General features: G+C 35.8%; 1 pseudogene. It reads left to right on the top strand.

Annotated features, from left to right (window positions below):
• Positions 1–2,785 (top strand): annotated as a pseudogene (locus WNY60_RS15480) (hypothetical protein); the annotation flags it as partial.

The raw sequence follows: 2,785 nt of genomic DNA, 5'->3' as shown, positions 1-2,785 counted from the left end.
GTACGTTAGTAACAACAACCACAATTTCAGAGACAGGATTAAATCCAGCAACGGATTACGAGATTTATGTACAATCGGTTTGTGGTGCAGATACAAGTACTTGGGCTGGACCGTTTACCTTTTCAACATTATTACAATTTAACTTTACTTTAGATTGTGCTACAGATGGACCACAAACAATAGATTATTGTTATGATAATAATGATACTAATGTATTTACATTTACATCTACGGATGGTACACCTCTTAATTTAACAATTAACGCAGGACAAGTAGAAAATTCTTGGGATGAAGTTATTGTATTAGATTCTGACGGAGTTACTAACTTAAACGCAGCAACTCCATATGGTGTAGGAGGTCAAATAGGTGGTTTAACATTCCAATCATCAGGAGATACTATTTCTTTTGCTGTAGAATCGGATGGAAGTGGTAGTTGTCAAAGTAACTCAACGTATACTTCAATTAATTTAACTGTAACTTGTGCAACTTGTGTTAATCCTACCGCAACATTTGTTGTGGTTGATGATTGTGCAAATGGTGATCAGTTTTTAGTTGATGTTGATATTACATCTTTAGGTGACGCAACAACTTTATCTATTGAAGATAATCAAGGTAATCCACCAGTAGTTGTTTCAGCAACTGGAATAGAGCAGTTTGGACCTTATCCTTTTAACACAGATATTGTCTTTACTGTATCTAATACAAGTGATATTAATTGTGTGATTACTAGTAGTGCTATTTCATTAGCAGCATGTCCTCCAGTAAATGATAATCCATGTAACGCAACAGTTGCATTAGTAAATAATGGAGAGGCGTGTATTGATGTAAATTCTGGAACTTTAATAGAAGCAACTGATTCTGGTTTACCAGGAGGTACTTGTACTACAAGTGCAGATGATGATGTTTGGTACCAATTTACAGCATTAGGTGATCAACAAATAATTCAGATATTAAATGTTACAGGAGGTTTTAACGTAGACCATGCATTGTATGAGCTAGGTACAGACTGTAACGATTTAACTCAGTTATACTGTACAACAGATGATGCTAGTATTACACCAACCTTAACTGTAGGTAATGTGTATTACATCAGAGTATTCTCTGCTGGTACAACAGCAACTACTATTAACTTTGATTTATGTATTCAGACTTTAGGTGTGCCAACGTATTGTACGGAAGCTTTACCAATATGTGCGGATCCAACAATATTTTATCCTAGTATTGTAGGAGATCAAGTAGCACCTCCTTATATCGATTACGATTGTTTAGGAAGTCAGCCTGATCCACAATGGAATACTATTCAATTTGATGACGCAGGAGATTATGTGTTCCAATTAGCACAAACTAATGCAGCTGGAACAGGATTAGATATTGACTTTATAGTTTGGGGACCATTTCCAGGTCAAGAGGCAGGATGTTTTGACCTGTTACCAGGTACTATTGCAGATTGTAGTTACTCTGCTACAGCAACAGAGACTATTACATTAACAGGTGTGCCAGCTAACTCAATTTATATAATCTTAATTACAAATTTCTCTCAACAATCAGGTAGTTATGTGTTTACACAACAATCTGGTCCTTTAGATGGTACTAATTGTGATGTAGTATGTGAAGTGGCTTTAGATTATGATGGAATATTAATTGAGCAAGGACTTTCTGCTCCAGAAGGATCAAGTGATGATATCAATTTATGTGGAGCAACATCTGTTACATTGACTGCAGAAACAGCTTATGCTGTTGATAGTTATGATTGGTACGTTAATGGTATTTATCAAGATGGAGTAAACTCTCCGACTATTGAAGCTACAGTTTCAGGACAATATTTATGTATTGTAGGTGGTGGAATTTGTGATGATTTTACATCTTCATTAACTGCTAATATCAATTTCTTTGATTCAGCTACAGCTACAACAGCACCAGCATTAGAAGTTTGTGATGATGGTTCTGGAAACGGTGTGTTTGATTTAGAAAGTCAAACTGCAACAATTTTAGGAACTCAAGATCCAGCGGATTTTGTAGTAACATATTACTCGGCTTTAGCAAATGCTCAGGCAGGAATTGGCGCATTAACATCGCCTCATACAGCTACAGACGGTACAACTATTTATGTAAGAGTGGAAGATGTAGATGCGGTAGGAAGTGATTCTGGTTGTGCATCAACTAATACTAACTTTAATCTAATGGTAAGTGCTGCTCCAGAAGCAACGCAACCTATGGACCTAGAAGTTTGTGATGATGGTGCTGGAAATGATGTGTTTGATTTAACACAAAATGAAGCAACTATATTAGGAACTCAAACAGGAGTGGTGGTATCGTACCATAACTTAGAAGCAGACGCAATTAGTGGAGATAACGCAATAGCTAACCCTTCGGCTTATACTATCACAGGAAATCAAGAAACAATATTTGTAAGAGTTGAAAATGTTGTAGCAACAGATTGTTATAAAGTTACAGACTTTAACATTATATTTAATGCTACACCAGAAACAACTTTTAATTTAGATATACCATATGAGGTTTGTCCAAACGCAACATCACCAATTACTATTACTGCTCAAGCAGAAAATTACACAGTTGGAGAAGTAAGTATCAAGTGGTACAACGAAGGTGTTGAGATTGCTGGTCAAACAGGTTTATCATTAAATACTGTTTTAACTGCAGGAGAGTATGAAATTGAAGTTACATTTAATGATACAGGATGTTCTAAATCAGAATTTGTAACAGTAGTAGAGTTAGAAAACTGTACAATACCACAAGGTATCTCTCCAGGTGTATCACCAGGATT

Source organism: Olleya sp. AS48, from assembly GCF_038900355.1.
Classification (GTDB): domain Bacteria; phylum Bacteroidota; class Bacteroidia; order Flavobacteriales; family Flavobacteriaceae; genus Olleya.
This window is presented reverse-complemented; position numbering and strand designations above follow the sequence as displayed.